Genomic DNA, 26,976 nt, shown 5'->3' on the forward strand with positions numbered 1-26,976 from the left:
TTATAGTGAAGGGATGAAGAAACTCATTTTTCTCGCTATCGTCGGTGCTCTCGTGGCTGTTGCTGCCAAGAAGGTGCGAGAGACGCTCGCCTAATATTGGCCTGCGAGCCATGTTGGTAGGCTGGCTTCGGTAGGCCGGTGTGGTTCTGCGATGTGTTGGAGCGCTGGCCCGCGGTCATTGTGTCGTTGGCCAACAATCGACAGCTGGTGTTTCCTGTCGGTCGGTAACTGCGTTCGTTGACTCCTCCACATTGCTGGTGAAACTAGCAGCGGCGGTTTGTCGCCAGAGAGTGCGCCACCGAGCTGGGCAAGCCGTTCTTGAGCAGGCCACCACAGTAGGGTTGGTTCAGCAGGGTTGTTCGCTGGCATCGAAGGTTCGCCAGAGGCGTCCCAGCTGCGTGTTGAGGATGGACTGATCGCCTCTAGCCCTATAGGGGCGGGGGCGTACGTGCGCCACGAGTTCCATGGTTCGACACACGCCAAAGAGCGGTTGGTGTCTCGCGGAGATATTCTTAAGACGATTGGTTCTTAGGACAATTGATGTGTACGGTGGCGCCGCACGAGGGAGCGCCCAAGGAATGGGGCTGAACCACCAAGCAAGACGACCGCTACGAGAGCGGCGTTTCGGAGGGTCCGAATGAGGTAGGGTCGAGAGACCTTGGTTGTCTCCTTGAACTCCAAGATCTCCCAGTCACGCTCCTTGGCTACTTTGGTGAGTACACGATCTGGGTTCACCGCGACCGGATGCCCAACCATCTCAAGCATGGGAAGGTCGGTGTAAGAGTCAGAGTACGCCCACGAACGTGCGAGGTCAATGTCTTGGTCTGCCGCCAAAGTTGCGATTGCCTCAACTTTGTAGGGTCCATAGGCGTAGAACACCAGTTCACCGGTGTACTTGCCAGCCTCGTCGACCCGTGAGCGTGATCCGATGAAGCCGTCGACGCCAAGGAAGGAGGCCATCGGTCCGACCACCTCCTCCGGGGAGGCGGAGACGAGAAAGACCTTACGCCCTGCGAGATGGTGCAGGTCAATGAGGTCCATCGCCTCCCGATAGATCAAGGGTGTGATAATCTCGCCAAGGGCCTCGGTGACGACCCGAAGCACCATCGATTGCTCCCAACCCTGAGTCAGGGAGAGCACTGCGTTTTCGAGTCGCTTGAGCCTGCGTTCGTTGGCACCTAAGTATTTGTAGACCGTCTGGGCATAGAGGCTCCGCGCGACCGTTCTGCGGGTGATGAGGCCCTCCTGGAAGAATCTCGTACCGAGCGCCAGCATTGATGCACGTGCAATAACCGTTTTGTCCAGGTCAAAGAACACGCCTTCCATCGTTGGTGCCTCTTATTCTGGATTGGTGACGAGCGGTTGAGCGATGAGGGCGATACGGATGGCATCGTCGGTCTCGTCAGTCGTCAAACAGATCACTTCATCCGCTTCACGCAGGAGCGTGTCGCCCCGAGGAACCGCTAAGTCGCCGTCTCGCACGACGGCTACGACAGAGGCCGAGCGGGGGAGGGCGAGTTCCTCAATGGTGCGGTCGATTGCTGGCGACCCTGGGGCAAGTGTGACCTCTACTAGTCGAGCACCCGAGCGCGAGAACTGCAAGAGGCGGACGATGGATCCCACTGAGACCGCCTCTTCGACGAGCGACGAGATGAGGTGGGGAGTCGAGACGGCGACGTCAACCCCCCAAGCAGGCGTGAAGAGCCAGTGGTTCTTTGGGTGGTTCACCCGAGCAATGACCCGTGGAATTGCGTACTCTTGCTTGGCGAGGAGTGAGGTGACGAGATTGTCTTCGTCATCACCGGTTGAAGCGACGAGGACATCACACTCTGAGAGTCCACAGGTGGCCAGTGTCGACAACTCACATCCGTCACCAACGAGCCAACGGCAGGCAATCTCATGGGACAGATGGGCGACCAGCGCCTCGTCACGCTCGATGACCAGCACGTTATGGCCCGCCTCGTGGAGATCCTTGGCCAAGAATGTCCCTACTTTGCCCGCACCGACGATGGTGACGTTCATGCTCTCCCTCCCGTGAGGATCTCTTTGAGCTGGGTAGCACCCTCAGCGGTGACCAGCACAAGAGCCCGGTCGCCCTCCTGGGCGATGAGCTCGCGTTCGACGAGCTTCGTTGCAGAACCCCGTAGCAGGGCGGCAAACTTCACTGAATTGCCGACATTGAGGCTGGCGAGTGGAACCCCAGCAAGTGAGGACGGCAAGGAAACCTCCATGAGAGAGACGGTACCACTTTGGTCGGTCCAGTCAACCGGGGTGTTCTCAGGAAAGAGGCGCCGGATCGCCTGGCCGGTTGTCCACGTCACGGTGGCGACGGTAGCGATACCGAGGCGTTGGTAGACAACGGCTCGACGAGGGTCGTAAATCCTGGCGACTACGTTAGGGACACCGAAGACTTCGCGTGCGATACGAGCACTCAGGATGTTGGTGTTGTCGCCAGATGTCACTGCGGCAAGTCCATAGGCATCCTCGATATGGGCCTCCTTAAGAATCTCGGGGTCAAAGCCCATACCTTCGAGCTTGGTGATATTTGGATGGTCGGCCAGCCTTCGGAAGGAGCGCGCCGTGCGATCGAGGATCGTCACTTGATGCCCTTGTGTCGCCAGTTGGGTAGCGAGTTCTGCGCCCACTCGCCCACAGCCAACGACCAGAATACGGTCGGATGTCACCTTACCTCCATTACGCCGAAAAAGACCAGATTAACTTAGCCTTGTCCCACCGGTTAAGTTCAGCATAGGCTGTACTATCGTCGTCCATAAGCGAGCGTTGAGGAGAGTTACGATGCCCGATGAAGATTCCGGTTCGGCGCATGGTCGATTCCAACGAGGTTTTGAGGTCCGTCCTCCGCGTGTGCTGCCTCGACTTGAGTCGTTCAATGTACCTGAGAAGCTAAGCTACCGGATTAAGAATCGGCTACTTGGCCCACCTTTGGTGACCGAGGACCTCGATGAACAGCGGATTGGCAAGCCAACCGCCCTTGCAATCCTCTCCTCCGATGTGATGTCATCGTCGGCGTATGCTACCGAAGCGATGCTCGGTGTGCTGGTTCCAGCGGTGGGACTCGCCGCCTTCGCACTGGTGGTGCCGGTTTCTTTTTTGGTTCTGGTGGTTCTCATCTTTGTGACCGCCTCCTATCTTGAGGTGATCAAGGCCTACCCCAAGGCAGGGGGGGCGTACGTGGTGGCACGTGACACCTTTGGTACCGGTCTCGCAAGGGTGGCGGCCGCCTCGCTCTTTGTGGATTACACCCTGACCGTGGCGGTGTCGATCTCAGCCGGTGCAGATGCGCTTGCCTCTGCAGTCCCGTCACTGACGCCGTATGTGACCGTGATCACCGTGATCTTCGTAATCGGGATCGCCTACGGTAACCTGCGCGGTATCCGGGAGGCTGGCAAGACGTTTGCGGTACCAACTTATCTCTTTATCGGTTCGATGTTCTTGATGATCGGTGTCGGCATTTTTCGTGGAATTTTTGGCCATCTTCCGGTCTATACCCACTTTGGGGCGGGGGTCTATCCAGCCGGCACCGCCGGTGCTGGCCTCTTACTTGGAGCATCTGTCTTCATCTTCTTGAAGGCTTTTGCCAGCGGTGGCACGGCACTCACGGGAACCGAGGCGATCTCTAACGGCGTCTCCATCTTCCGAGACCCACAACCTCGTAACGCCCGCATCACGCTTGTGGTGATGAGCGTGATCCTTGGCACGCTTCTTCTCGGTGTCTCAGGACTCGCGGCGGTCACCCATGCGACGCCGTACCTCTCTGGTGACCCGACGGTGCTCTCCCAGATCGCCAAGGCGGTCTTTGGCACCTCGTTGATCGGTCGCATTCTGTACGTCGCTCTCGATATCTTCACGATGGGTATCTTGACGTTGGCCGCCAATACGAGTTTCGCTGGCCTGCCTTTTCTGGCCTCGTTCGCCGCCTCCGATGGATTTCTGCCCAAGAGCTTTACCGTTCGAGGGCATCGATTGGTGTACTCGACAGCGATTGTCGCTCTCGCGGTGGTCTCCGTCATCTTGCTGGTTGCCACCAACTCCAACGTCTATACGTTGATCTCGCTCTATGCGATCGGTGTCTTCACTGGCTTCACGATCGCCGGGGCTGGTATGGTCAAACACCACTTTATGACGCGCGAGAAGAGTTGGAGGCGTCGCGCGGCGATCAACGGAGCAGCGGCCGTCCTTTCAGGGGCAGTCGACATCACCTTCATCGTGACCAAGTTCACCGCTGGTGCCTGGACCATCGTCATTATCGTGCCGGTGCTGGTTCTGATCTTCACGCGATTCAAGCATTCCCATGACACCGAGCAAGCAGCCCTAACCGCTGGACTCGCGGCGATCGAACATGAGGTGTTGCCGCGCAAACACAAGGTGTTGATCCTCGTTGACCAGGTCGATGTGGCGACGGTGACGGCGCTCAACTATGCAAGGATCCTCGCAGCGGACTCGGTGACGGCGCTTCACTTTGTGACCGACGAAAAACATGCTCAGGCATTGGCCGCCAGCTGGGAGTCGGGAGGGCTTGGGCGAACCCCACTCGAGTTGCTGGACTGTCAGGATCGCAGGTTGCGCAGAGCGGCGGGCCAGGTGGTACTCGATGCGTTGAGCGATGGAGATTCGCAGGTGTCGGTACTCATCCCGCATCGAATCTACCCACGGTTCTCTGGTTCGCTGCTCCATGATCAAACCTCAGCATCGCTCGCTGAGGTGATCGCGCAGCTTCCTCATGCGACACCGATCCTGATACCCCATCGTGTAAAGCCAGCTCGCCAGCCAGCGTCAACACCGACAGGTACGCCGGGCAGGACGGCACTTCGTACCGATGAACCGTCCTTAGATCCTTCGGTCACCCAGGACGAGGTTGCTGAAGGTGTGACCCAAATCGCTGGACTCAAACTACGAGAACGAACCCGTGTGATCGGTCGTGTATCCTCCATCCGCATGAGTTCCTACCATGGCACTCCATCGACGGCGGCCCGACTTGAGGACGCCAGTGGTGGATTGATGTTGGTATTCCCTGGTCGAAGTGCTATACCGGGCCTCAACTCAGGTATGAATGTGAGCGCCGAGGGAACTGTGGTAGAGGTGGAGGGTCATCTCGCTATGATCAATCCCTTGTACGAATTCTTACCGTTGACTACGAAATAGCGTGAACAGCTGCAGTAGAGAGAGCGTGATGTATGCCAAAACCCTTAGTCATTGTTGAATCTCCGACCAAGGCGCGCACCATCGCCCGGTTCCTTGGCGATGGCTATGTCGTGGAATCCTCAGTAGGACACATCCGCGACCTTCCCCGCTCGGCCAAGGACATCCCAGCCGCTGCGAAGGCGCAACCTTGGTCGCGACTCGGTGTCAACGTGGAGGAGAACTTCACTCCCCTCTACATCATCCCCGCCGAAAAAAAGGAACAGGTGAAGAAACTCAAAGCGCTCTTGAAGGATGCGAATGAGCTCTATCTCGCTACCGACGAGGACCGTGAGGGGGAGTCGATCGCTTGGCATCTTCTTGAGGTGCTCAAACCATCGGTCCCGATCCACCGGATGGTTTTTCACGAGATCACCGACCACGCGATCGCCGAGGCCCTCGCGTCGCCGCGGGCGCTCGATCAGCATCTCGTCAATGCACAAGAGGCGCGGCGTATCCTCGATCGACTCTACGGGTACGAGGTCTCTCCGGTGCTCTGGAAAAAGGTGATGCCAAAGCTTTCAGCGGGACGCGTACAATCGCCTGCGGCTCGTCTGTTGGTCGAGCGAGAACGCGAGCGGATGCAGTTCCGCTCCTCAAGCTATGCCGATCTTGAAGCGACACTGGCTGGTGCTGACGAGGCACGCGAGTTTCGGGCCCGCTTGACCCATGTCGACGGTCGGCGGGTAGCCCAGGGCCGGGATTTTCTTCCCACCGGTGGCCTCAGTCCCACGGCGTTGGAGCAGGGAGTCGCTGCACTCAGCCATGGTGATGCCACCCTCTTGGCGGCCGGCCTCGATGGGGCTGCGTTCAAGGTGACACGGGTGGAGGAGAAGCCGTATCGTCGATCGCCCAGCGCCCCTTTCATGACCTCGACCTTGCAGCAAGAGGCAGGTCGACGTCTGCGGTTCTCCTCGTCGAGGACGATGAGTGTCGCCCAGCGTCTCTATGAGCGTGGTTTTATCACCTATATGAGAACCGATTCAGTTATCTTGTCAGCAGACGCACTTGCCGAGGCGCGTCGGGTGATCGGTGTTCGATTCGGGGCGGGTGAACTCCCGGCCAAGCCTCGAGTGTATCGATCGAAGATTAAAAATGCCCAGGAAGCCCATGAGGCGATTCGACCAGCAGGGGATGAGTGGCGCGCCCCTGAGGATCTCGATGGGCAGCTCAGCGGTGATGAGTTGCGACTCTATGAACTTATCTGGAGAAGAACGCTCGCTTCGCAGATGAACGATGCGATCGGGGTGGTCGTCTCGGTGACGATCGATGCCCCAGTGACAGCCAACGTCAACCTCGCCGTTCAGCCCCTTGCGTTGGGGGCTCCTATTACCTTTGCTTCGTCTGGCCGAGTCATTAACGCACCTGGCTTCTTCCGCATCTATCAAGAGCACGCTGAAGAGAATGAGGATGCCCAAGAGTTGCCGGAGGTCATCAGTGGGCAGCGGCTCATTGAGCACGGTATTGAGGTCGTCGATCATGTGACCAATCCGCCTGCCCGCTACACTGAGGCCACCCTTGTCAAGGCGCTGGAGGAGCGTGGCATCGGTCGTCCATCAACCTATGCCAGTATCATCTCAACGCTGCTTGATCGTGGCTACGCCTGGAAGAAGGGTCAGGCACTCGTTCCTAGCTTCGTCGCCTTTGCAGTTGTCCAACTCATGGAGCGTTACTTCGCCGACCTCGTCAACTATGATTTCACTGCTCAGCTCGAGGACGAGTTGGATGCCATCGCCTCTGGGGAGCGCGAAGCCATTCCTTACCTTCGTCACTTCTATTTTGGCGATGACAACGATGGGTTGAAGGAGGAGGTGTTGGTCCGCCTCGGCGAGATCGATGCGCGCATGGTCAATACGATCCCGATCGGCCTCACTGACGATGGACGTGAGGTTGTGGTGCGAGTTGGGCGCTATGGCCCCTACGTGCAGCTTGATGATCAGACGGCGAGTCTGCCCGATACGGTGACGCCCGATGAGCTGACCATGGAGAGCGCCCTGGCGCTGTTGTCCTCCTCGCAGGTCAAGGAGCGCCCGCTCGGCGAGGTCGATGGAACTCCAGTCTTCGCCCGGCTTGGGCGCTATGGAGGCTATGTCCAACTTGGCGAAGGCGATAGTAAGGAGCTAAAACGTGCGTCCTTGTTCCCGTCGATGACCGTGGAGTCGGTCACCCTTGATGAGGCACGTTCACTGCTATCGCTTCCTCGAATGGTTGGCATCGATCCAGAGGCAGGCCAGGAGATCTTTGCCCAAAACGGCCGGTTTGGTCCGTATCTGACGCGTGGGCGCGAGACGCGCTCGCTGGATAAACCGGAGGAGATCTTCACCATTGATCTTGACGAGGCACTGGCCAAGTTCAAGGAACCGAAGCGACGTGGCGCTCGTCGTGCCAGTTCAGTTGAGCTTGGTGTCGACCCCGAGGGAGAGGCAAAGGTGGTGCTACGCTCTGGCCGCTTTGGCCCCTACGTCACCGATGGGAAGGTCAATGCTTCGCTTCCGCGAGGAATGGAGCCGACTGAGGTAACGCTCGAACAGGCGCTCGATCTGCTCAATGAACGCAAGGCTAAGCTCAATAACGATCGTGGATGATCGTCAAAGTGGTGTCCTGGTGGTGTTGGAGGGACCCGATCACGTCGGCAAGTCAACCCAGGTTGAGCGGCTTGCTCAATGGTTCCGACAGCGCAAGCGGTCGGTTTGTGTCTCGCGTGAACCGGGAGGGGATGCGTTGGGGGAGACGATCCGAACCATGCTCCTCGGGGAGTCAGTTGATGGGTGGACCGAGCTCTTTCTCTTTCTTGCGGGGCGCGCGCGCCATCTCAACGAAGTGATCGAACCCGCCCTACGCCGCGGTGAACTCGTCATCCTTGACCGTTATACCCCCTCGACGCTTGTCTACCAAGGCGCTGTGCTGGGTGAGGAGGTCGTCCTCCAGCTTGCGAGTCTGCCGGTCTTCCGAAGACCGGAGATCACGATCATTCTCGACTGCGCCGCGCCACTGGAGGCACTCGACTCCCTCGACCGTTTTGAGCTCTCTGGACTTGCCGGCTGGCACGAGCGCCGTGCGCGCTATCAGAGCCTTGCTCGTCGCTTTGGGTGGGTGCTCCTCAGCGGTGATGGTCCGCCCGAGTCGGTCACCGAGCGTCTTGTCGGGGTGCTTGCACGGGAGGGTATTGGGTGAGGACGCTTGCTGCCTTTCGTGCGTATCGGCCCATGACGATCGACCGCATCATCCAGGCTCTGGCGGCTGACTCCTCAAGTTATCTCTTGAAGGGACCCCGAGGTAGTGGCGCTGATGAGCTGTTGGGTGCCATTGCTCAGGCGCTGGTTGGCAGCTGTGGGGGATGTGGCCAATGCTCGTCGTGTCGTGCGGTCGCGGACGGAGAACATCCCGACGTCCTCTGGGCGCAAGGTGAGCAGCATAAGTCGGTTCCTGTTGAGGAGTTACGGCGGATCGTTCGATTTGCGAGCCTCGCTCCCACACAAGCACGATACCGCGTGGTTGTTATCCCTGATATCGATACGCTGCGTTTGACGTTCCCGGTGATCTTGAAGGCGCTTGAGGAGCCTCCTACCGCCACGAAATGGTTGCTCTCAGCGGCATTGATCGGTGCGGAGCTTGCCCCAGTGGCGTCGCGCTGTCTCACTGTCGAACTCGAAGCACCAAGCGATAGTGAGATATGGGACCGTTTTCGAGAGTACAAGCTCGAGCCCAGTGAGTTGTTGATCAGATGGACACGGCGCCGTCTCGACAGGGTGGAACTCTTTGCGCGGCTCACTGATGCTGAGCGATATCTGTCTACGTATGAGGAACTCCCTAGTCTGATCCGAGACGACGCTCGGTGGTGCATGGAGCTGGTCCATCGGTTGACACCAGAGGATCTCGGTAGTGTCTCGGCGTCAGAGGAGATCATTCAATGTGGCCTTGAAATCCTTGTCGCCTCCCACACCGGCAGCGGTGATTGGCTTCGCCGTGCGGCCCGCGCCTCAACGTCGTTGAAACTGCATCTTCCCATCCAGGTCGTCTTGGCTGAGCTGATTATGCGTTCCGGTTAGCTAAGCTACTCCCAGACAAAGGTTAGGCCCGGGTAGCTCAGTCGGTAGAGCAGCTCACTCGTAATGAGCAGGTCAGGGGTTCGAATCCCCTCTCGGGCTCCACGTCAGGGGGCCGGTCATTGAATGATCTGACCAACGAGGATGGGTCACCGGTGCTGGCGTTGCGCTCAGGCGCAGCAGATTTCTTCGAATGATTGGACAATGAGTGGCGGATAAAAAGAACTTCTCCTCCGATGCGATGCAGTACGCTGAAAATCTCTACTCGGCCGCCTTCCGAATGACCCATAACGCGGCCGACGCCGAAGACTTGGTGCAGGAGACCTTCCTGAAGGCCTATCGGGGTTATGGATCCTTCCAAGAGGGTACGAACTTGAAGGCCTGGCTCTATCGCATCCTTACCAACACGTACATCAATATCTATCGTGCCAAGAAGCGTCGCCCGGATGAGAGCAACCTTGAGGATGTCGAAGACCTCTATCTCTACCGTCGTCTCGGCGGTCTCGAGGCGGTGCAGGCTGGTCGCAGCGCAGAGGAAGAGGTGCTTGACCGGATTACCGACACCGACGTGAAGGCGGCGATCGACTCGTTGCCTGATCAGTTTCGACTGGCCGTTGTGCTCTCCGATATTGAAGGGTTCTCCTATAAGGAGATCGCTGAGATCATGGAGGTACCGCTGGGAACGGTGATGAGTCGGTTGCATCGGGGAAGAAGAGCGATGCAAAGAGCGTTATTGGAGTTGGAACTTCGGAAAGCCGCGGTAAGTGGTAATCTCGAAGAGGGTAGCCGGTCATAAGGATCATCGAGGATATGGATGCTTTGAGAACAGTCGATAGTGATGACGAGCCGGAAGAGTGCCGGAAGGTGATTGCGCAGCTCTATGAGTTTCTCGATAGCGAGCTCACTGACGATCGTCGCGAGCGGGTGCGTGAGCACCTTGATCACTGTGGATCCTGTCTGGAGGCCTTCGAGTTCGAGGCTGAGCTGCGGGCAGTGATCGTCTCGCACTCCAAGGAGCAGGTGCCCCCGAGCCTTATGCATAAGCTCGCGTTGCTGATCGAGGAGGAGGATCGCCTCGCTCCGAATGGAAGTTCGGAATAGTTCCAATCTTTGATCCGTTATAGGTTGTATGCCTTACGGAGGGGATCAAATCGTGAATGTTCCAGACACATCTGGAACAGGTCGGCCCGCTCGGACTTTTGATAAGGGTCGAGTGTGCAAGGAACCTGGGTGCGGGACCGCGCTCTCAATCTACAACAAGGGTAAGTACTGTTACCTCCACGAACCTCTTGTTGTCCCACGAACACGTGGGCGCAAAAAGATCGCCTAGGCTAACGCTAGGAGGTGTGGTGTGGCTGAAGTCGTCGCCCGTCGTATTGCAATTACGACGGCAAAACTCCTCATTCAACAGTCAGCCGGGCCCACTGATCGTGATTATCAGAGGCTCGCAGCCACGGCGAGTCGCGTCGTCCATGAGCTGACAGGTCTCGAACTTGATCTTGGCACGCTCGCTATTGAGGGAGTTGACCGTGAGGGTTGGGCAGAACGTAACATCAACTCCTATGCCGGACTGATCGAGCGGTTAACTCCACCATCGCGTTTGAGCTCTATCGGCATGGCTGAACTCAACGCGGTGGCACTCGGTGCTTTGTTGGGGGGCTTCGCTTCTAAGGTGCTCGGACAGTATGATCCAGCCTTCGCTGTTGGCTCACCTGCCGTGTGGATGGTTGACGAGAACATCAACCGCTTTGCCGCGCACGCGCAGTTAGATGCCGAAGAGGTGGCGTTGTGGGTCCTCGTGCACGAACTCACCCATCGGGCGCAGTTCCATGGAGTTCCTTGGTTCCGCGAACGCCTTCTCGAATTGATGGGCCAGCTGTTCAGGGCCTCGACGATCTCTCCGATCGATCTGGTCGGTGAGGTTTTGGCGAGGTTGCGCGGTCTTGGCTCGGGCGAGCCGATTGACGTCGCTACCCTCTTTTTGCCGGAACGACTTCGGTCAGTGGCGAAGGAGGCGACCACCATGATGACGGTCGCCGAAGGACATGCCGAGTGGGTGATGCGCCAGGTGTCAACGGAAGTAATCCCTCATCGGGATGCGTTTGAGAAGGTGATCGACGAACGAAGGCAGGCCGCCGGTCTAGGAAAAATCATAGCCCAGTTCTCCGGGATCGCGTCGAAGCGCCGCCAGTACTCCGTGGGGTTGCAGTTTTTCCAATCGATCGCCGAGGCGGATGAGCGCGCACCTCAGCGCGTCTTTGCTACGCCAGATGGCCTTCCAACCGCTGATGAGCTGACGGATCCAGCTCGTTGGCTTCGTCGCATGGCAAAAAGGACACCATCCGTCCGAGGGGCCTAGGCGCTACCCAGCGGCGGCGATCCAGGATAAATTGACTCCCATGTCGAGTGCGCGGCGAGAGACCATAGCGGGAGAACTCAGTCGTCGTGGTGTCTCGCTTCGGGAACTGATCGCGCGTTCAGATCTCGATCGATGGGGGCAGGAACCGGTACGGGTTGGGATTTCTGGTGGGCGTGACTCGATGGGTCTTGCACTCCTCGCGTGGGCAAACTATCAACAGGTCATTGGGATTCACGTCGACCATGGACTCCGTACCGAGTCAAGCGTCGAGGGAGCTAAGATTGCGGACGCCTTGGGACCCTATGGCATTGGAGTTCTTGAGTACCGTGTCGTCCTCGAGGCTGGCGGCAACCTCGAGGATCGAGCACGGCAGGCGCGACTCATGAAACTCGGAGATGCCGCGACCGCCCACACCATGGATGATCAAGCGGAGACGGTGCTCGCCAATCTGCTTCGAGGAGCAGGTCTGATAGGAGTTGGCGGCATGCAGCCAGGACGCAGACACCCTATCCTTCGCCTACGCCGTGCCGAGCTGCATCTTCTCTGTGAGGCGGCTGGCGTATGGTCCTTTGATGATCCCAGTAACATGGATCCGCGCTTTGTTCGCAATCGCGTGCGGGGCGAACTTCTACCATTGGCATCGGCTATCGTCCAGCGTGATGTGATTCCTATACTCGCGCGCACGGCCCTACGTTCGCAGGAGTACGCGGCGGGTTTGGAGGTGCTCTTGGACGAGGTGCCACGGCGCTTGGGGGAGCTCCCTCCGGTCCTGGCGCGCCACCAACTCAATGGGTTGATCTCGAAAGGCTTAGGGCTCAGGCTCGATGGTGCCCACCTCGAATCGATCCGTGAGGTCGTGATCGGCCAGCGACGGGCACACCAGATCGTTGGTGCCATCACTGTTCGAAAGCAGGGTGATGAACTGATGTTTTATGACAATGATGGGAGTTGTCTTCTACAGCTGTCACTATGAGTAGGTGTTGAGGCGCTACGCAGGGCCGATTGTCCAGTCGTTCCGCTACTGCGCAGTTGTTGCATGGTCGTACGGCGGTGGGTCGGCGTCCCTCGCATCGGAGATGTCGCTGACCACCGCGCGCTGGTCGTCGTCAGTCGAGAACACACCGGTGGTCGCTGCGGTGAAGACGGCTTCTTCGATGGCATCTGATGGGCTGGGGCGTCACGTCGACAAGGAGCCGCCCTTGAGAGTGATGACGATGTCACGGTCCTAAGATGGATTGGGTTGCTGGGCTCGCGGAGAGAGGTTGAAGGTATGGGTTGGCGTGATGAGGACAAACATCTCGGCGAGGTGGTGGTTAGTGCTGAAAAGATTGCACAGCGGGTGCAGGAGCTTGGCGCGACGATCACCCAGGACTATCAGGGTCGCTCTCCGCTCCTGATCGGCGTTCTCAAGGGTGCCTTTGTCTTTATGACTGACCTAGCAAGAGCGATTGATCTCCCGGTGAGTGTCGATTTCATGGCGGTTTCGTCCTATGGCGATGCAACGAAGACCTCTGGTGTCGTAAGGATTATCAAGGATCTCGACATCGATCTTGTCGATCGCGATGTCTTGTTGGTCGAGGATATTATTGAGAGTGGACTCACGCTGCGGTATCTGCTGCACAACTTACGTTCCAGAAATCCGCAGTCACTGAGGGTGTGCACCCTACTGCTCAAGGAGGGTGAGCAGCGCGAATTAGTCGCACCTGACTACGTCGGCTTCTCGATCCCACGAGAGTTCGTCGTCGGGTATGGTCTTGATGTGGCGGAAAGGTATCGAAACCTCTCGTACATCGCGAAGTATCGTGAGAAGCTCTAGTGACCACACGCGATGACGCGGTCGCCGCCGTTGGGGAGATTCTTGCTTACCTTGGTGGCCGTAGCGGAGTACGGTTCGATCGAGAGGTCTACGACCATACGCCGGATCGCTGGATCACCTTTCTGGAGTCCGCAACTGACGGGTTGGGGGAGCCAGAGCCCTCGGCGGTACGTTTTGAACTCAACGACAGTGGTTCGGTCCATTTGGATGAGGTCAGCTTCTACTCGTTGTGTGAACATCACCTGTTGCCGTTCTTTGGAAACGTAACCATTGAATATCTGCCCGTAGACGCGGTCGTCGGGATCTCGGCGCTGGTTCATGTCGTCGAACGGCATGCACATCGCCTCCAACTCCAAGAACGCATGACTCGGGACATCGCCGAGGATATCGCGAAAGTGACCGGATCTCGTGAGGTCAAGGTGAGCGTGGTAGCTGAACACCTATGCATGTCGATGCGTGGAGTGAACAAGCCAGGGGTTCGGGTGAGCACTGAGTTCGTAGTGTCGGCCACGACGTTGGATGGTGCGCGATGAATGGGGCCCTAGCGCCGTCTTATCGACCACGACCGGCGGTCATGGGGATCGTCAACGTCACACCTGACTCGTTCTCCGATGGAGGTAGGTATGTCGATACTCAGGATGCCATTGACCACGGCAGGGAACTCTTCGCCCAGGGGGCTGCGATCGTCGATGTTGGCGGTGAGTCAACCCGCCCAGGAGCGCGAACGGTCCCTGATGATGAGGAAGAACGTCGAGTCTTACCGGTAGTTGAGGCGCTCGCCGAGGTCGGTGTGGTCTCGATTGACACCCGCAAGGAAGCAGTTGCGCGGTCGGCGCTTGCGCATGGAGCCACCATCGTCAATGACGTCAGTGCTTCACTTGGCCGGGTGGCGGCAGAGTTCGGGGCGGGTTGGGTTGCGATGCACGCACAGGGTGATCCAACGACCATGCAACGGGCTCCCCATTACACCGATGTCGTCGATGAGGTGTATCGTTTCCTCGAGGCGTGTCGTGAAGATGCGCAAACCTTTGGTGTCCGCGAACTCTATCTCGATCCGGGCATCGGTTTTGGCAAATCGATAGACCATAACCTGGAGCTGTTGCGGCATCTCGTGCGCTTTGGCGACCTTGGTGCTCCCGTGCTCGTCGGGATCTCGCGTAAGTCCTTTTTGGCCGGTCTTTCGAGGCTCAACCGGATCGAAGATCCAGGACAACGCGAAGAGGAGAGTCTGGCGGCAAATATATGGGCGCTGACGCACGGCGCCTCGGCGGTGCGCGTGCATGAGGTCACTCCGGTGATGGAGTATCTCAAGCTGATGGATGCAATGGAGTTCGCGAGGCAAGACAATGAGTGATGTCATCGACATTCCCCACATTGAGCTTATGGCCCATGTGGGTCTGTCAGAGGCCGAACGGGCCGCTCCTCAGCCAATCAGGATCGGTGTCCGCCTGCACCTCAAGGTGGATCGTGGTCTCCATGACGATCTCATGGGCACCTTCGATTACTCGTTGTTGGATCAGGTGATCCCAGCGGCGCTTGAGCCCGCCCCGAAGCTCCTCGAGACGGTGGCAGAGCGTATCACCATTGGTATCCTCGATGTTGCGGAGTGCTCACGTATCGAGTCGATTGAGGTCTCGGTTACCAAGTGTCGACCTCCTATCTCGCTCGTCTCAGACGGGGTGATCGTGACGTTGGTCACGTCAATCTCTGACGGCTCCGTGGCGACTCAGCAGTGAAGGTCTACCTTGGACTAGGTGCAAACCTTGTCGATCCTCAGCGCCAGATGGAGAGTGCGCTGGTGCAGTTGGGGGAGTCGCTTTCGGTGTCATCGCTGTACCGTACAGCACCAGTTGGCGGACCGGCCAACCAGCCTGATTATCTTAACGCCGTGATGACGTTGACGTGGGACCAGTCACCTTTTGCGCTACTGGCCTTCATTCATCGCCTTGAGGCAGCGTTTGGACGGGAACGGTTAGTGCGTTTTGGTCCGCGCACGCTCGACATCGATATCCTCACTATCCCTGGCCTGACGATTACGAGCGCCGATCTTCGCGTTCCGCATCCTCGAATGGCGGAGCGGGCTTTTGTGTTGGTGCCGTTGGCTGAAATCGACCCCAAGATGGCAAGAGCCTTCGGCTTCGACAGTTCCATCCCCGAAGAAGTGGTCAGGATTGCCCGATTCGATCGCGTGGCGGGCCGTTGGAGTGCCAACGAGCGTGGTTCGACGCACAGGGGCGACAGAGAGCATGAGCTTGACGGATGAACAGGAGGTGTCGCGGTGACTGAGCTGCTGCTCGCAGTCGATATCGGCAATACGGAAACCGTCTTTGGTTTTTACGAGCTTGGCCTATCAGGTGTTGGTCGCAGAGCCGAGGATGGACTGCTGGCCCATCTGCGCTTGGCGACGAGGATTGATCGCACCGTCGATGAGATCTACCTGCTGCTGCGCCAGTTCATCGATGCTCGTGGGTTGGCACTGTCGGATGGGATGGTTGGGGTGATTATCTCCTCCTCTGCGCCAAGTGCAACCCAGGCGATGATCGATGTGTCGCGTCGGTGGTTGGCGATTGAGCCGCTGGTGCTTGGTCGAGGGCTTGATATCGGTCTTACGATCCGCTATGACAACCCTGCAGAGGTTGGACCAGATCGACTTGCTGATGCAGTCGGTGCCCATGATCTCTATGGGGGTCCAGCGATCATCGTTGATCTGGGAACCGCTACCACCTTCGATGTGGTCGCGGCTGAGGGTGATTATCTAGGGGGTGCGATCTGTCCGGGTGTCATGGTCGCGCTCGATGCGCTCATCTCTCGGGCCGCTGCGTTGCGCAAAGTCGAGCTTGTAGCGCCGAGGTCGGTCATCGGCAAGACGACGGTCGAGTCGATCCAGGCGGGTGTGCTCTACGGGATTAAGGGACAGGTGACCCAGATTGTTGCCGATACCGAGGAACTCATCGGTCCAGCGACGGTGATTGGAACGGGTGGTCTCGCTGAGTTATTGGCACCCTTTATTCCCGTCATCACCCAGGTCGAGCCATGGCTCACCTTGCACGGCCTTAGACTCACCTGGGAACTGAATCGTCCACCGACGACGAATAAGTAGCGACGGGGGTTGCCCAGTGAACGATGAGACTGAAGCATTGACCGATGCGACTGAAGCATTGACCGATGAGGTTATTCCCTATGAGGTGGCGGCGGTGGAGCCGATTGGCCCGGTTCGCGCGTCCTTCGAGCACCTAGGAGCAGATAGCAAGACTGGTCGGGTGGTAACGATTGCAGGACGTCTGATGCGTTTCCGACGTCAAGGCAAGCTTGCCTTTGGCGATCTTGTTGACTCGAGTGGGAAGATCCAGCTATTACTGCGTCGTGAGGCCACGGAGGACTTTGAACGTTTTGTCCATCAGCGCGTGCTTGGCGATTGGGTCAGCGTCACTGGAGAGGTGATGACGTCGCGCAGTGGCGAGCTATCCGTTGAGGTGACGAATTGGCAGCTTCTTGCGCGTGCCCGTCGTAACTTTGGAGATAAATGGCGTGGTATTACTGATCCCGATACCCGGTATCGCCAACGTTATGTTGACCTGTGGGCCAATCCAGAGGTACGTGAACGACTGCTCACCCGGTCTCGTATCATCGCACAGGTGCGCAGAGACCTGACCGATCGCGGTTTTATCGAGGTAGAGACACCTATTCTTCAGCCGGTCGCCTCTGGTGCGATTGCGAAGCCATTTGTCACCCATCACAATGCACTTGACGCTGATTTCTTCCTCCGGATTGCTCCAGAGCTCTACCTCAAGCGGCTTGTGGTCGGAGGTTTCGAGCGAGTCTTTGAGCTTGGTCGTGACTTTCGCAATGAGGGGCTTTCACCGAGGCATAACCCTGAGTTCACCATGCTCGAGGTGTACCAGGCATATACGGATGTCTATGGGATGATCGACCTTACCGAGGCACTTATCTCACATGCAGCGATGTCGGCGCGAGGTTCCTTGCGCATCACCTGCCAGGGTCAGGTGATTGACTTGACGCCTCCATTCCGCCGTGCGACGATGGAGGAACTCGTCAGCGAGTCCACCGGCCAGACGATCCGGCTCGAGCAAGGGCGGGAAGAGCTTGCACAGCTGGCCGCTGACCATGCGGTCAAAGTGGAGGAAGGCGACGGCCCTGGGCGTATTCTGTTCTCGTTGTATGAGGAGCTGGTGGAGCCTACGCTGGTGGAGCCGACCTTTGTGCTTGACTTTCCCAAAGAGGTCTCGCCGCTGGCAAGGGATCACCGTGATCCCGCCAGGGTTGGCCGTGTGGAGCAGTTTGATCTCGTGATCATGGGTCGAGAGGTTGGCACGGCCTACTCGGAGTTGAATGATCCAGATGAGCAGCGTCGACGTTTCCTTCAGCAAGCACAGGCTCGATTGCAAGGAGATGACGAGGCCATGGTGCTTGACGAGGACTTTCTACGGGCCCTTGAGCATGGCATGCCACCAACCGGCGGCCTTGGCATCGGGATCGACCGTCTTGTGGTTCTGCTAACAGACGCTCCACATATCAAAGAGGTGATTGCGTTCCCGGCGCTTCGTCCGGAATTGTCGTGATGCCGAGTGGAAATATTGTTGGGTGAAGCTTGTGCCGGGACCAGAGAGAGGACCCCAATTGGCTGGGCGCGAGGTGGCGGTGCATGGCCTCGTTGAGGGCGAAGTGCTGCTAGGTAGCTAGTCGGAGGAACCCTGTACCCTGTTCAACTGCGACCCGAGTGGAATCGATGAGTTGAGTGAAGAGATTCGTGACCCAACGGAAGTCGTACTGATGCAAGTGGGTGGTGAGTTCGCCAACACGCTCCCGGTAGTGATCCATGGTCGCAAGCGACTCATCTAGTGCTCCCGAACTACGGAGTAACTCGGCGATTTGCCGGAGGTTTCTGCTGGTATTGGCGTTGGGTAGCAACCGGGCTAACGCTTGGCCATCCGCCGGGTCGGCGAGGAAGAGGATGACCGGCAGGGTGTAGACCCCCTCAAGGAGGTCCTGTCCAGGTTCCTTCTTCAAGATCTCCTTGGGTGCGAAGATGTCCATGATGTCATCCCTAATCTGGAAGACCATCCCAATGGATTCGCCGATCTCGGTAAGCATCTCGATCTCATCGGCTGGCAGACCAGCGATCAAGGCGGGAATGCGCGCCGACGCCGCCATTAAGGAGGCCGTCTTTCCCGCGATCGCAGCGAGATACTCGGCACGACTGCGATCGAGGCGATGGGCGGCGGCGACCTCAAGGATCTGCCCTTCACACATGCGCGCGAGGGTATCAGCGAGAAGTGTTGCGGTTTCCTGGCTTAGGCGCGCGGAGATACCAGCGGCCTTGGCTAGCAGAAAGTCGCCGGTGACGATAGCGATCAGATTCCCGAACTTCAAGTTGACACTCTGGACGCCACGACGTTCACTTGCTTCGTCCATGACGTCATCATGATACAGCGAGGCCAGATGGACGAGTTCGACGGCCACGGCTCCCTGCACCATCGCAGATCCCGCATAGGAGGCGATTTTCTCCGGTGACCAGCCGAGGGCATGAGCGACCGCGAACGAGATCATCGGCCGGATACGCTTACCTCCTGCTGCGATGAGATGGGTCGCCGCTTCACTGATCATTGGGTCGCCGGTAACCGCGGCCTCGCGTAGCTGCTCCTCAAGAAGTGCTAGGGAATGGCTCATCCATGGCTCTGTTAGACTGATTTCGTATTCCACCATCCTCTACCCTAGAGGCTCACGAATGATAAGCACAATACTGGTCACCAATATCTCGCCACCAATGTGCGGTTGACCTGGTTGTAGGCGATGTGTTTGGGGAGCCAGCAAATTGTTGGTTGGGTTTTGGTCAAGTCGGGACGATAGCAGCCAGGGATGAGAGACGTCGGTTTTGGCATCAGGCAACCGTGCCCTAAGTGGCCTTGTGTCCAGGAAGGCTTGGCGGGTGAGGTGGCGGCGAGAAACCTGGGGATTGCGTAAGGGGGATCGGTTGGCCGTCGTATGATCAAGGATGCATGGGGATAGGTTAGATAGGGGGACCCAAGGGATGACGGGGGACCCAAGGGATGACGGGGGACCCAAGGGATGACGGGGGGACCCAAGGGATAGAGTGAGAAAACGGTGTTCTCACACTATTGGAGATGTAGGCGGGCATGGAAAGCTTGTCGTTGGTGTTGACTAGACTGATGAAAACATAGATCGAGATTGTGTCGCCGGGTGACTCTGGCCAGTAATCTCGATGAGGAGGCAGTTAACTTGTTCGAACGTTTTACGGATCGTGCTCGCCGGGTATTGGTGCTCGCTCAGGAGGAAGCCAAGCTTCTCCACCACAATTACATTGGCACGGAGCACATATTGCTTGGCCTTGTGCACGAAGGCGATGGGATCGCCGCAAAGGCGCTCGAGTCACTTGGCGTGACACTGGAGAGCCTCCGGGAGGAGGTTGTCAAGCTTGCTGAGCCTTCGTCTGGTCCTACACCGAACTCTCCAGCCTTTACCGTGAGTGCCAAGAAGGTGCTCGAGTACTCATTGCGAGAGGCGCTGCAGCTCGGCCACAACTACATCGGCACCGAGCACATGTTGCTTGGACTCGTCCGTGAGGGTGAGGGAACTGGGTCGAAGGTACTGATGAACCTTGGTATCGATCTGACCAGAGTGCGTTCTCAGGTCATGCAGATCCTTACTACGTATGAAGGCAAGCAGCCGGCTGGCGCAGGGGTGGGTCCGTCGACCGGTCAGGAGCAGTCCGGAGGGTCTGCCGTCCTTGACCAGTTTGGTCGCAACCTCACCCAGATGGCTCGAGAGCACAAGCTCGATCCGGTCGTTGGACGTGATCGGGAGATCGAACGGATGATGCAAGTTCTTTCGCGTCGGCAGAAAAATAATCCCGTGCTGATCGGTGAGCCTGGCGTTGGTAAGTCCGCCATTGTGGAGGGTCTCGCTGAGAAGATCGTGCAAGGTGACGTCCCAGAAACCTTGCGAGGCAAGCAGATCTACACGCTTGATCTCGGAGCCTTAGTGGCTGGAAGCCGGTATCGCGGTGATTTTGAGGAGCGGTTGAAGAAGGTCCTCAAAGAGGTGCGCACCAAGGAGAACATTGTCCTCTTCATCGATGAGATCCATACCCTCGTCGGTGCTGGTGCCGCTGAGGGAGCGATCGACGCTGCTTCGATTCTCAAGCCAATGCTGGCTCGAGGTGAGCTGCAGACGATCGGGGCGACCACGATCGATGAGTATCGTAAGCATTTCGAAAAGGATGCTGCGCTTGAACGTCGATTCCAGCCGATTACGGTGGGAGAACCTTCAATCGAGGATACCTTCGAGATCTTGAAGGGGCTCCGTGAACGCTACGAATCTCATCACAATGTAACCATCACTGATGAGGCGCTCGTAGCGGCCGCCAATATGGCCGATCGATATATCTCGGATCGTTTCCTTCCAGACAAGGCGATTGATTTGATCGACGAAGCGGGTAGCCGACTGCGTATCAAGCGGGTCACCTCGCCGCCTGAGTTGCGCAAGATCGATGATGATCTGGTGCGTACGCGCAAAGACAAGGACTCAGCGTTAGCCCGCCAAAACTTCGATGAGGCGAAGCGGCTTTCGACGAAAGAGGGCGAATTGGCCCAGCGCAAGAGTGAACTTGAGGCATCCTGGAAAGAGGAGGGCAAGGAGCGTTACGGAGTTGTCGATGAGGAGGTCATTGCTGAGGTTCTCGCGATGTGGACGGGTATCCCTGTTAATCGTTTGACCGAGGAGGAGACTGCCAAACTGCTCCGCATGGAGGATGAGCTCCACCGTCGGATCGTTGGGCAGCAGGAGGCGATTTCTGCACTGTCTCGTTCGATTCGGCGCACGCACGCTGGGTTGAAGGACCCAAGGCGCCCCTCTGGCTCCTTCATCTTTCTTGGGCCAACCGGTGTCGGGAAAACCGAGCTTGCCAAGACATTGGCAGAGTTCCTCTTTGGCGATCCAGATGCGCTGATCCAACTCGACATGAGCGAGTACATGGAGAAGCACACCGTGGCGCGCCTGGTGGGTTCTCCCCCTGGGTACGTTGGTTATGACGAGGGCGGGCAGCTAACCGAAGCGGTGCGAAGGAAGCCATTCTCGGTGGTGCTCTTTGATGAGATCGAGAAGGCGCATCCTGATATCTTTAACACCTTGCTGCAAATCTTGGAGGATGGTCGTCTGACCGATGCTCAAGGTAGGGCTGTGGACTTCAAGAACACCATCTTGATCATGACCTCAAATCTGGGTAGCGCCGATCTTCACAAGAGTCAGGTGGGATTCTCGAAGAATACCGACGCTGTGAACCATGAGAAGATGCGAATCAAGCTCAACGAGGCCCTAAAGTCGCACTTCAAGCCCGAGTTTCTGAACCGTATTGATGAGGTCATCGTGTTCCACGAGTTGACTCAGCCAGAGGTAGAGCAGATCGTTGATCTCCTTTTCAAGCGGATACAGACGCAGCTTGAGACCAAGGCGATCGGCATCGAGCTGACCGAATCGGTGCGTGCACATTTGGCCAGGGTCGGCTACGACCGCGAACTCGGTGCACGCCCACTACGACGTACGCTGCAACGCCTGATTGAGGACCCACTCTCTGAACGCTTGCTCAACAAGGAGTTCCATCCAGGCGAGATGGTAGTGGTCGATCTTGACGGGGAAGACGTCGTCTTCCGTGTAATCGAAGGGGTCGACACCACGCCGATGGAGCTGGCTGAGTCCTCAAGCGCTGATTAGTCCTCGCGAACCTGACCGACAGGATCCGAATGCGAATTGTTGGTAAGGAAGTGGTTGTCTGAGCCTCGAACTAGACCGGAGTAGATGAAGCAGAGATTTCGGTGCTCCGGTTGTGGTGAGGTTCATCTCACGTGGATGGGTCAGTGCTCTGGCTGCGGTCAGTGGGGTCTTATCTCTGAGGAAGCCATGGCCGCGTCGGTGACAAAGGCCTATGAGTCGCCTGTGTTACTCTCGCGGGTAGAGCGTCGGCGTGAACGGCGTTTGACCTCCGGAGTGCCGGGCTTTGATGAGTTACTCGGAGATGGCTTTGTCCTCGGATCCGTAGTCCTCGTCTCGGGCGAGCCGGGTGTGGGGAAGTCCTCGCTCATTCTTGGCATGTCGGCCAAAATCATGGAGTCGACCCCTAGCCTGTACATCTCGGCAGAGGAGACGAGTCTGCAGCTCGCCGAGCGAGCGGAACGTTTGGCTGGCTCCTATGACCAACTACTCGTGCTTGCCACTCGCGACAGTGATCAGGCGTTGGCGGCCATGGAGGCGACCGAGGCGAGGTTTATCGTCATCGACTCACTACAGGCCCTGGCCATCGGGGTGACCCTGATGAAGGAGTTTGTGGACGCGGTCGTGAAAGTGGCCAAGCAACGTGAGCTCGTGGTCGTCGTCATTGGCCAGGTCACCAAGGATGGAGACCTTCTGGGTCCCCGGTATGTGGAACACATGGTCGATGCCTCGTTGATGCTTGAACCCACTGGTGCTCCCGGAGTGCGTCGCGTGATGGTGAGGAAGAATCGGTTTGGCCCAAGTGATGGCGTTCGCCGCCTCTCGCTCGAGGCCAACGGTATCCATATGATCGAGGAGAGCAATCGCCTTGAGGGCACCCCAGAGGTGGGACGGGCCTGGGCCGGGGTGCGCGTGGGACGTCTGGCGCAAGTCGTTGAGGTAAATGCGCTGGTAGGAGCGAAGTCCAAAGGCAGACTCCTCTCGCGTGGGATTGAAGTTGATCGGGTGCGGTACCTGATGTCGGTGATTGACAAGCACTGTGATCTCGATCTTTCGGAACGCGAGGTGCTTGTTGCCATACCCAGTGGTGGTGTCGTCGTCGATCCTCGGATCGACCTGGCACTTGCTATCGCCTTGGTGAGTTCGAGGCGGGGGCACGCGCTCAAGCGGCCACTGCTGGCCTGCGCTGAGATCGGATTGCTAGGCGAGCTGATCCCAGACGATGCGATTCGTGGTCTGACCCAGTCGCTGCCGGTAGCTCCTGGCGAGATCATTACGCCCCGAACGCGACCCTATTTGCGCGAGGTTCTTGAGGAACTCGGCCTCTATAAGCCCGAGCGTCTGCAGGTGGTAGGCTTGTAGCCAAATGAGTGCATCGACGACTGAGTTTCAGCAAACAGCACTGGCCCGGGTGGCTCCCGGAACACTGTTACGTGCCGGGCTCGATCGTATTCTTCTGGCCCGCACCGGCGCCCTAGTGGTGCTCGGTGATGCGGCGGAGGTGCTAGAGATCTGCACTGGTGGCTTTCTTATCGAGGCGGCGTTTTCGCCACAAAAGCTCTTCGAGCTGGCCAAGATGGATGGAGCAATCATCCTCTCTGCGAATGGGACCAGAATCGTGAGAGCAAATGTCCACCTCGTGCCCGATCCGCGTCTGGTCACCACCGAGACTGGGACAAGACACCGGACGGCAGAGCGGGTGGCGTCGAGCGTTGACGCAGTGGTCGTGGCCGTCTCTGAGGAGTTGTCGGTGATCTCGGTCTACTATCGCAATCATAAACAGACACTCCAACCGATCCCGGCGGTGCTGTCACGGGCGAGTCAAGCTCTGTCGACGCTTGAGCGTTATCGGGAGCGGTTTGAGTCGGTACTGACCAGTCTGGTACCGCTGGAACTCAATGGCCAAGTCACTTTTCGCGATGTGCTCTTTGCACTCCAGCGCGGCGAGATGGTCCGTCGGATCGGTGCCGAGATCGAGGGATATTTACTCGAATTGGGCACCGACGGACGACTGCTCGCGCTGCAGTCGGCTGAGATCTCTCTCGACTTCGAGGAGCGCTTTGATTCGCTGATCTTTGATTTCCTTGGCTACAGCGATCCGATAGAGATCGAGGCTGTCCGTGACTCGCTGGCGTCACTTTCGACGGATGATGTGACCGACCTGCGCACTTTTGCGGGTTGGGTCGCGCGCCAAGCGATCTGTGAGCCGCTTCGTCAGGTCAGTGTCGATCATCAGGGTGACCTCTCACTCTTCACGCTACCGTCGCGGGGTTCTCGTATCCTGAGCAACATTTCGCGCATCCCTGCCGCAGCGGTTCGGGTGCTCTTAGACCGTTATCCAACCCTCGATGCCATCCGTTCGGCCTCCGAGCAGGAGCTAGGGGCGCTCGACGAGATTGGGCCCGATTGGGCCCGTGTGATCAGGGAGGCGCTCGGTGTGACACCGATCGTCGCCCCACTGGAGCGCTAGGAGCGTCAGCTTCTCAAGATCAAGGACTCGGTAGAGGTGGTGACCTTGGATCTCCAGTGCTCCGCACCGTTGGAGGACGCCCAAGGCCTTGTTGGTGCGCTCTCGCGAAGCTCCCACCAGGCTGGCAATGTCTTCTTGCGTAAGGTTGAGTGTAAACTCAGTCTCGCCTTGGGCAAACTCAAGGATGCGTCGTGCCAGGCGGTTGATGAGATCTAGGTTGAGCGCCTCGACGAGACGGTCATCGTTATCGCGAATTCGTGCTGCGTAGGCACTGAGGACTCTCTGTGCTAACGAGGGATCGCTTGCGATGCTCTCGCGTAGCAATGGGTAGGGGATTGTGAGGATGACCGACGTCTCTAGCACCTGCGCGGTTGAGGTCCGTGGTGCATCGTCAAAGAGACTGAGATCGCCGACCACCGCACCCCTGGCTTTGATGGCAAACAGGCTTGGCCGACCCCAGGGACCGGCTGCGAGCAGGCCCACGCGCCCTGAACAGATGAGATAACACTCATCTCCGGGAGTGCCAATTGTGTAGAGGGTCTCACCTCGGTGACGACGCAACAGATGCGCGTCGAGAAATTGCGGAGCACAGAGCGCTTCGGGGAAGTGCGAAAAAACAGAATGATCCCGCAAAAGTGAGACCGCCATAGCGGTATCGTCGACACCAGCCCACTTGAGCATATCCACCCCCCTGCACCCGACCTGGTATACTAATAGAAAAGTTCAGTTAATCCTTACTGTGTGTCCTTCCTGGAAGGCGGTTTCATTGTCATTTGAAGTCGGCGACAAGGTCGTCTATCCCCACCATGGTGCTGCCATCATCGAAGATCGGGAGCGGCGTGAGGATTTTGGTGAAGAACGTGAGTACTTCGTCCTCAAGATTGCGTATGGGGATCTGACGGTTCGTGTCCCAGTTGAGCTGGCCGAAGAGGTTGGCTTGCGCGACGTGATCAACGATGAAGAGGTGGAGGAGGTCTTCGCCGTCCTTGGAAAGAAGGATGCACGAATGCCAACAAATTGGTCACGTCGTTACAAGAATCATGTTGAGAAGTTGAAGTCAGGCGACATCTATCAGGTGGCAGAGGTTGTTCGCAATTTAACCATCCGCGACAATGATAAGGGTCTTTCGGCGGGTGAACGACGAATGTTAGCCAAGGCGCGTCAGATTCTGGTCTCGGAACTTACCTTCGCCTTGTCGGTTACTCCTGAGGATGCTGAGGGGCGACTCGACAAGGCACTCGCGTAGCGGAGCGGTTCTTGACGGTTGGCACCCTGATTGTCGCTGCCGGATCTGGGGAGCGATTCGGAGGCCACAAACAATTTGAGCGCATCGGCGGTGTGAGTCTGCTCGATTCAGCGATCGCCCAAGCAAAGTCGGTCTCAAACCGGATCGTGGTTGCCTTACCGATCGGCTATCAACTCCCGGAATCTACCCCGGAACTGATCTATACCTTTGGCGGCGCGACACGCACAGGCTCCGTCGCCAATGCCTTTCGAGCATTAGGTGATGACTTCGAGTATGTCCTCGTGCACGACGCCGCCCGCCCGTTTGCCTCGCCTGCATTGTTTGAACGGGTGGTGGCAGCGCTCGCCCGGGGTTGCGCAGCGGTGGTGCCTGCCATCAGCTCCGTCGATACGCTCAAGGTAGTTGAAGAAGGGATGGTTCGCCAGACGCTTGACCGTAGCAGTATCGTCCGAGTGCAGACGCCACAGGGTTTTGCTCGAAAGGTGTTGGCCAAGGTCGTTGAGGCAGAGCAGGATGCGACTGACGAGGCGGCCATCGCCGAGCAGCTGGGTTACCCAGTGACGATCGTTGCGGGTGAGGAACTCGCCGCCAAGATCACCCTACGCAGTGATCTGGATCGATGGCGCATTCCACGGGTTGGGCTTGGTTTTGACATTCACCCCTTCGATCCAGACGGAGGTGGTGATCTGGTCCTTGCGGGCGAGCACTTTGGACCACCGGGGCTTGTCGGTCACTCGGATGGAGATTGTCTCGCCCACGCTGTTGCCGATGCGATCCTCGGCGCCGCTGGTATCGGCGGTATCGGAGATCTGTTCCCCGATACTGACCCTGCGTTGCGTGGTGCGAACTCCATGGTTCTTCTCGGTGAATGCCTCGGCGCCATTGCCGCAAAAGGGTATCAAATTCACTCCATCGATGCCACGATCATCGCAGAGCACCCACGCCTCGGTCCGTCGCTTGGCACCCTAGGGCACGCGCTTGGCACGCTCCTGGCTGCCCCGGTGTTGGTCAAAGCAAAGCGTGCTGAGGGTCTTGGCGCTCTTGGCGCTGGCCTCGGTGTCGCAACCTTTGTCGTGGCCACCGTTCTATGAGTGA

Annotated in this window: 25 protein-coding genes and 1 tRNA gene; 21 read left to right on the forward strand and 5 right to left on the reverse strand. The window is 58.0% G+C overall.

Translation table 11 applies throughout. The annotated features are described in order from the left end of the window. Nucleotides 1–528: 528 nt before the first annotated feature. Genes M7Q83_RS05715 through M7Q83_RS05725 form a run of 3 tightly spaced genes read right to left on the reverse strand, consistent with a single transcriptional unit; the run spans nucleotide 529 to nucleotide 2,684 of the window. Complete coding sequence (locus M7Q83_RS05715) at nucleotides 529–1,326, reverse strand: HAD-IB family hydrolase (protein ID WP_298336274.1); 798 nt, start codon at nucleotides 1,324–1,326, stop codon at nucleotides 529–531. Between the two features lie 12 nt (nucleotides 1,327–1,338). Beyond that, entirely contained in the window at nucleotides 1,339–2,022 is a 684-nt protein-coding gene (locus tag M7Q83_RS05720) for a TrkA family potassium uptake protein (RefSeq protein WP_298336276.1), read from the reverse strand. Then, nucleotides 2,019–2,684, reverse strand: a complete 666-nt coding sequence (locus M7Q83_RS05725; RefSeq protein ID WP_298336278.1) for a TrkA family potassium uptake protein — start codon at nucleotides 2,682–2,684, stop codon at nucleotides 2,019–2,021. Before M7Q83_RS05725 ends, M7Q83_RS05720 begins: the two co-directional genes overlap by 4 nt. A 112-nt stretch (nucleotides 2,685–2,796) precedes the next feature. Between M7Q83_RS05725 and M7Q83_RS05730 the strand changes: the two genes are divergently transcribed. From M7Q83_RS05730 to lysS, 16 genes are all read left to right on the forward strand, one after another. Further along, entirely contained in the window at nucleotides 2,797–5,163 is a 2,367-nt protein-coding gene (locus M7Q83_RS05730; protein ID WP_298336281.1) for an amino acid permease, read from the forward strand. Between the two features lie 32 nt (nucleotides 5,164–5,195). Continuing rightward, nucleotides 5,196–7,784 (forward strand): type I DNA topoisomerase, encoded by a 2,589-nt coding sequence (topA, locus tag M7Q83_RS05735; RefSeq protein WP_298336283.1) that lies wholly within the window; start codon nucleotides 5,196–5,198, stop codon nucleotides 7,782–7,784. Continuing rightward, nucleotides 7,777–8,373 carry a dTMP kinase gene (tmk, locus tag M7Q83_RS05740; protein ID WP_298336285.1) on the forward strand — a complete coding sequence of 199 codons (597 nt, stop codon included), beginning with the start codon at nucleotides 7,777–7,779 and terminating at the stop codon, nucleotides 8,371–8,373. Before topA ends, tmk begins: the two co-directional genes overlap by 8 nt. Continuing rightward, complete coding sequence (locus M7Q83_RS05745) at nucleotides 8,370–9,248, forward strand: hypothetical protein (RefSeq protein ID WP_298336287.1); 879 nt, start codon at nucleotides 8,370–8,372, stop codon at nucleotides 9,246–9,248. Before tmk ends, M7Q83_RS05745 begins: the two co-directional genes overlap by 4 nt. Before the next feature lie 26 nt (nucleotides 9,249–9,274). After that, nucleotides 9,275–9,350: transfer RNA gene (locus tag M7Q83_RS05750), tRNA-Thr, on the forward strand. 103 nt (nucleotides 9,351–9,453) lie between these two features. Continuing rightward, on the forward strand, nucleotides 9,454–10,041 hold the full coding sequence (locus tag M7Q83_RS05755) for a sigma-70 family RNA polymerase sigma factor (RefSeq protein WP_298336289.1): 588 nt from the start codon (nucleotides 9,454–9,456) through the stop codon (nucleotides 10,039–10,041). 14 nt (nucleotides 10,042–10,055) lie between these two features. Next, nucleotides 10,056–10,346 (forward strand): mycothiol system anti-sigma-R factor, encoded by a 291-nt coding sequence (gene rsrA / locus M7Q83_RS05760; RefSeq protein WP_298336291.1) that lies wholly within the window; start codon nucleotides 10,056–10,058, stop codon nucleotides 10,344–10,346. A gap of 250 nt (nucleotides 10,347–10,596) precedes the next feature. After that, nucleotides 10,597–11,604, forward strand: coding sequence for a zinc-dependent metalloprotease (locus M7Q83_RS05765; RefSeq protein WP_298336293.1), 1,008 nt, complete (start codon nucleotides 10,597–10,599; stop codon nucleotides 11,602–11,604). Between the two features lie 40 nt (nucleotides 11,605–11,644). After that, complete coding sequence (tilS, locus tag M7Q83_RS05770) at nucleotides 11,645–12,577, forward strand: tRNA lysidine(34) synthetase TilS (RefSeq protein ID WP_298336295.1); 933 nt, start codon at nucleotides 11,645–11,647, stop codon at nucleotides 12,575–12,577. A gap of 297 nt (nucleotides 12,578–12,874) precedes the next feature. Further along, nucleotides 12,875–13,420, forward strand: coding sequence for a hypoxanthine phosphoribosyltransferase (hpt, locus tag M7Q83_RS05775; RefSeq protein ID WP_298336297.1), 546 nt, complete (start codon nucleotides 12,875–12,877; stop codon nucleotides 13,418–13,420). After that, nucleotides 13,420–13,953 carry a GTP cyclohydrolase I gene (locus tag M7Q83_RS05780; RefSeq protein WP_298336300.1) on the forward strand — a complete coding sequence of 178 codons (534 nt, stop codon included), beginning with the start codon at nucleotides 13,420–13,422 and terminating at the stop codon, nucleotides 13,951–13,953. Before hpt ends, M7Q83_RS05780 begins: the two co-directional genes overlap by 1 nt. Continuing rightward, nucleotides 13,950–14,774: a dihydropteroate synthase gene (folP, locus tag M7Q83_RS05785; RefSeq protein ID WP_298336302.1), complete on the forward strand. Its 825-nt coding sequence runs from the start codon at nucleotides 13,950–13,952 to the stop codon at nucleotides 14,772–14,774. The genes M7Q83_RS05780 and folP overlap by 4 nt, the downstream gene beginning before the upstream one ends. After that, the gene (locus M7Q83_RS05790) at nucleotides 14,767–15,156 is read left to right on the forward strand and encodes a dihydroneopterin aldolase (protein WP_298336304.1); all 390 of its coding nucleotides are present in this window, start codon (nucleotides 14,767–14,769) and stop codon (nucleotides 15,154–15,156) included. The genes folP and M7Q83_RS05790 overlap by 8 nt, the downstream gene beginning before the upstream one ends. Next, entirely contained in the window at nucleotides 15,153–15,683 is a 531-nt protein-coding gene (folK, locus tag M7Q83_RS05795; RefSeq protein WP_298336306.1) for a 2-amino-4-hydroxy-6-hydroxymethyldihydropteridine diphosphokinase, read from the forward strand. The genes M7Q83_RS05790 and folK overlap by 4 nt, the downstream gene beginning before the upstream one ends. Nucleotides 15,684–15,698: 15 nt before the next feature. After that, entirely contained in the window at nucleotides 15,699–16,520 is an 822-nt protein-coding gene (locus M7Q83_RS05800) for a type III pantothenate kinase (protein ID WP_298336308.1), read from the forward strand. A gap of 16 nt (nucleotides 16,521–16,536) precedes the next feature. Further along, nucleotides 16,537–18,000 carry a lysine--tRNA ligase gene (gene lysS / locus M7Q83_RS05805; RefSeq protein WP_298336310.1) on the forward strand — a complete coding sequence of 488 codons (1,464 nt, stop codon included), beginning with the start codon at nucleotides 16,537–16,539 and terminating at the stop codon, nucleotides 17,998–18,000. Nucleotides 18,001–18,109: 109 nt separating this feature from the next. Here the strand turns inward: lysS and M7Q83_RS05810 are convergent, their stop codons facing one another. Beyond that, entirely contained in the window at nucleotides 18,110–19,144 is a 1,035-nt protein-coding gene (locus M7Q83_RS05810) for a polyprenyl synthetase family protein (protein WP_298336312.1), read from the reverse strand. Between the two features lie 534 nt (nucleotides 19,145–19,678). Between M7Q83_RS05810 and M7Q83_RS05815 the strand changes: the two genes are divergently transcribed. The 3 genes from M7Q83_RS05815 to disA all read left to right on the forward strand — a co-directional run bounded on the left by M7Q83_RS05815 (nucleotide 19,679) and on the right by disA (nucleotide 24,635). Next, on the forward strand, nucleotides 19,679–22,168 hold the full coding sequence (locus M7Q83_RS05815) for an ATP-dependent Clp protease ATP-binding subunit (protein WP_366526377.1): 2,490 nt from the start codon (nucleotides 19,679–19,681) through the stop codon (nucleotides 22,166–22,168). Between the two features lie 84 nt (nucleotides 22,169–22,252). After that, a complete protein-coding gene (locus M7Q83_RS05820) occupies nucleotides 22,253–23,527 on the forward strand; it encodes an ATPase domain-containing protein (protein WP_298336316.1) in 1,275 nt (424 codons plus the stop codon). A gap of 4 nt (nucleotides 23,528–23,531) precedes the next feature. Then, nucleotides 23,532–24,635: a DNA integrity scanning diadenylate cyclase DisA gene (disA, locus tag M7Q83_RS05825; protein ID WP_298336318.1), complete on the forward strand. Its 1,104-nt coding sequence runs from the start codon at nucleotides 23,532–23,534 to the stop codon at nucleotides 24,633–24,635. Here disA and M7Q83_RS05830 read toward each other — a convergent pair. Further along, nucleotides 24,543–25,316: a Crp/Fnr family transcriptional regulator gene (locus M7Q83_RS05830; protein WP_298336320.1), complete on the reverse strand. Its 774-nt coding sequence runs from the start codon at nucleotides 25,314–25,316 to the stop codon at nucleotides 24,543–24,545. The genes disA and M7Q83_RS05830 overlap by 93 nt on opposite strands. Before the next feature lie 85 nt (nucleotides 25,317–25,401). Between M7Q83_RS05830 and M7Q83_RS05835 the strand changes: the two genes are divergently transcribed. Next, the gene (locus M7Q83_RS05835) at nucleotides 25,402–25,881 is read left to right on the forward strand and encodes a CarD family transcriptional regulator (RefSeq protein WP_298208510.1); all 480 of its coding nucleotides are present in this window, start codon (nucleotides 25,402–25,404) and stop codon (nucleotides 25,879–25,881) included. An 11-nt stretch (nucleotides 25,882–25,892) separates the two neighbouring features. Further along, nucleotides 25,893–26,972: a 2-C-methyl-D-erythritol 2,4-cyclodiphosphate synthase gene (gene ispF, locus M7Q83_RS05840; RefSeq protein ID WP_298336322.1), complete on the forward strand. Its 1,080-nt coding sequence runs from the start codon at nucleotides 25,893–25,895 to the stop codon at nucleotides 26,970–26,972. Nucleotides 26,973–26,976 lie beyond the last annotated feature (4 nt).

Source organism: Ferrimicrobium sp., from assembly GCF_027364955.1.
Taxonomy (GTDB): Bacteria; Actinomycetota; Acidimicrobiia; order Acidimicrobiales; family Acidimicrobiaceae; genus Ferrimicrobium.

Excerpts from the sequence above, each read along its gene's own strand:
- M7Q83_RS05715 (WP_298336274.1), bottom strand. The coding sequence starts at position 1,326 with ATGGAAGGCGTGTTCTTTGACCTGGACAAAACGGTTATTGCACGTGCA.
- M7Q83_RS05720 (WP_298336276.1), bottom strand. The coding sequence starts at position 2,022 with ATGAACGTCACCATCGTCGGTGCGGGCAAAGTAGGGACATTCTTGGCC.
- M7Q83_RS05730 (WP_298336281.1), top strand. The coding sequence starts at position 2,797 with ATGCCCGATGAAGATTCCGGTTCGGCGCATGGTCGATTCCAACGAGGT.
- topA (WP_298336283.1), top strand. The coding sequence starts at position 5,196 with ATGCCAAAACCCTTAGTCATTGTTGAATCTCCGACCAAGGCGCGCACC.
- rsrA (WP_298336291.1), top strand. The coding sequence starts at position 10,056 with ATGGATGCTTTGAGAACAGTCGATAGTGATGACGAGCCGGAAGAGTGC.
- tilS (WP_298336295.1), top strand. The coding sequence starts at position 11,645 with ATGTCGAGTGCGCGGCGAGAGACCATAGCGGGAGAACTCAGTCGTCGT.
- hpt (WP_298336297.1), top strand. The coding sequence starts at position 12,875 with ATGGGTTGGCGTGATGAGGACAAACATCTCGGCGAGGTGGTGGTTAGT.
- folP (WP_298336302.1), top strand. The coding sequence starts at position 13,950 with ATGAATGGGGCCCTAGCGCCGTCTTATCGACCACGACCGGCGGTCATG.
- M7Q83_RS05790 (WP_298336304.1), top strand. The coding sequence starts at position 14,767 with ATGAGTGATGTCATCGACATTCCCCACATTGAGCTTATGGCCCATGTG.
- M7Q83_RS05810 (WP_298336312.1), bottom strand. The coding sequence starts at position 19,144 with ATGGTGGAATACGAAATCAGTCTAACAGAGCCATGGATGAGCCATTCC.
- M7Q83_RS05820 (WP_298336316.1), top strand. The coding sequence starts at position 22,253 with ATGAAGCAGAGATTTCGGTGCTCCGGTTGTGGTGAGGTTCATCTCACG.
- disA (WP_298336318.1), top strand. The coding sequence starts at position 23,532 with ATGAGTGCATCGACGACTGAGTTTCAGCAAACAGCACTGGCCCGGGTG.
- M7Q83_RS05830 (WP_298336320.1), bottom strand. The coding sequence starts at position 25,316 with ATGCTCAAGTGGGCTGGTGTCGACGATACCGCTATGGCGGTCTCACTT.